Origin of the sequence: Halorubrum sp. AD140 (genome assembly GCF_034497445.1) — an archaeon.
Lineage (GTDB): Archaea > Halobacteriota > Halobacteria > Halobacteriales > Haloferacaceae > Halorubrum.
In genome coordinates this window covers 1-1,452 of sequence record NZ_JAXRUU010000189.1, presented here as the reverse complement: position 1 = coordinate 1,452, position 1,452 = coordinate 1, and the positions used below count along the sequence as shown (strand labels likewise).

Here is a 1,452-nt window from a genome sequence, read left to right as displayed (position 1 = left end):
AAAACGAACGGATGACGCGATCGATCAGTCGACGGGCGGCGCTCGCCGGACTCGGCCTCGCGGCCGCCAGCGCCGGCTGTCTCGGTCGTACGGAGAACATCGCCGGAAGGGACCCGCCATCGCAGCTGTCACTCGAGATCAACACCACGCCGGCGGACGCGGACCCGAACGGCATCCGCATCGCGAGACAGCTCGAAGAGAACCTGACGGCCGTCGGCATCGACGTCCAACTCAACACCATCAGTCAGACCGACCTCTGGCGGAAGACCCTCATCAATCATAACTTCGACATCTACATCGGCCAGTTCGTGGAGACGGAGCCGTTCGACCCGGACGCGCTGTACGGGCTGACGCACTCGCAGTTCGTCGCGGAGTCGGGGTGGCAGAACCCCTTCGGGCTCACGGAGATCGCGGTCGACGACCTGCTGGCGGAACAGCGTCAGGCGACCGGGAGCGAGCGGCGCGACGCCGTCGACGAGCTCCAGCAGACGGTGTGCGACCTCCAGCCCTTCTCCGTGGTCGCCTTCCCCGACGCGCTCACCGCCGTACAGGGCTCCCGGTTCGAGGGGTGGACGGAGGACCGCCAGCCGGTGTCGGTCACCGGGTAGCTCGACCTCGAACGTGTCTCCGCCGAGGAGGGCTCGGGCGACGACGGATCGACTGACGACGGCAACGCAACCGACGGAAACACGACTGACGACGGCAACGCAACCGACGGAAACACGACTGACGGCGGTAACTCGACCGCGGACGATACGGACACTGATGGCGAGGACGGCGACGTCCTCCGGCTCGTCACGACCGACGGCCGAATCACGGAGAACTGGAACCCGATCGCCGCGGAGTTCCGGAAGTACGGCACGTTCACCGGGCTGCTGTATGACCCGCTCGTCCGGACTGACAGCGAGTCGACCGTCCCGTGGTTGGCGGCCGAGTGGGAGCGGGTGGACGACACGACCCTCGACGTCTCGCTCCGCGACGCGCAGTGGCACGACGGCGACCCCGTGACGGCGAGCGACGTCGCGTTCACCTACGAGTTCCTCCGCGACACCTCGATGGGGAACGTCGAGACGGCAGTGCCCAGCCCGCGGTTCCGCGGCCGAAGCTCCATCGTCGAAGACGAGCGGGTCCTCGACGACGCGACGGTCCGACTCACCGTGGCCGACGTCAACGAGACGGTCGCCGCGCGGGCGCTTCAGGTGCCGATCCTCCCGGAGCACGTCTGGTCGGAGCGGGCCGGCGCGGCGTCGCTCGCCGGCTTCGAGTTCGACTTCGAGACGACGGAGGCGATCGTCTCGAACAACGCCGACCCGGTGGGGAGCGGTCCGCTGCGCTTCGTCGAGGCGACCGACGGGGAGTCGGTCGTCTTCGAACAGAACCCCGACCACTTCCTCGTCCGCCCGGCGTCCGACGACTCGACGGACCCGCGAGCCGGGATTCCGGACCGGTACC

1 pseudogene is annotated in these 1,452 nt (G+C 68.3%); it reads left to right on the top strand.

Annotation, left to right across the window (positions count from 1 at the left end):
- Positions 1 to 11: 11 nt before the first annotated feature.
- Positions 12 to 1,452 (top strand): annotated as a pseudogene (locus tag U4E84_RS17285) (ABC transporter substrate-binding protein); the annotation flags it as partial.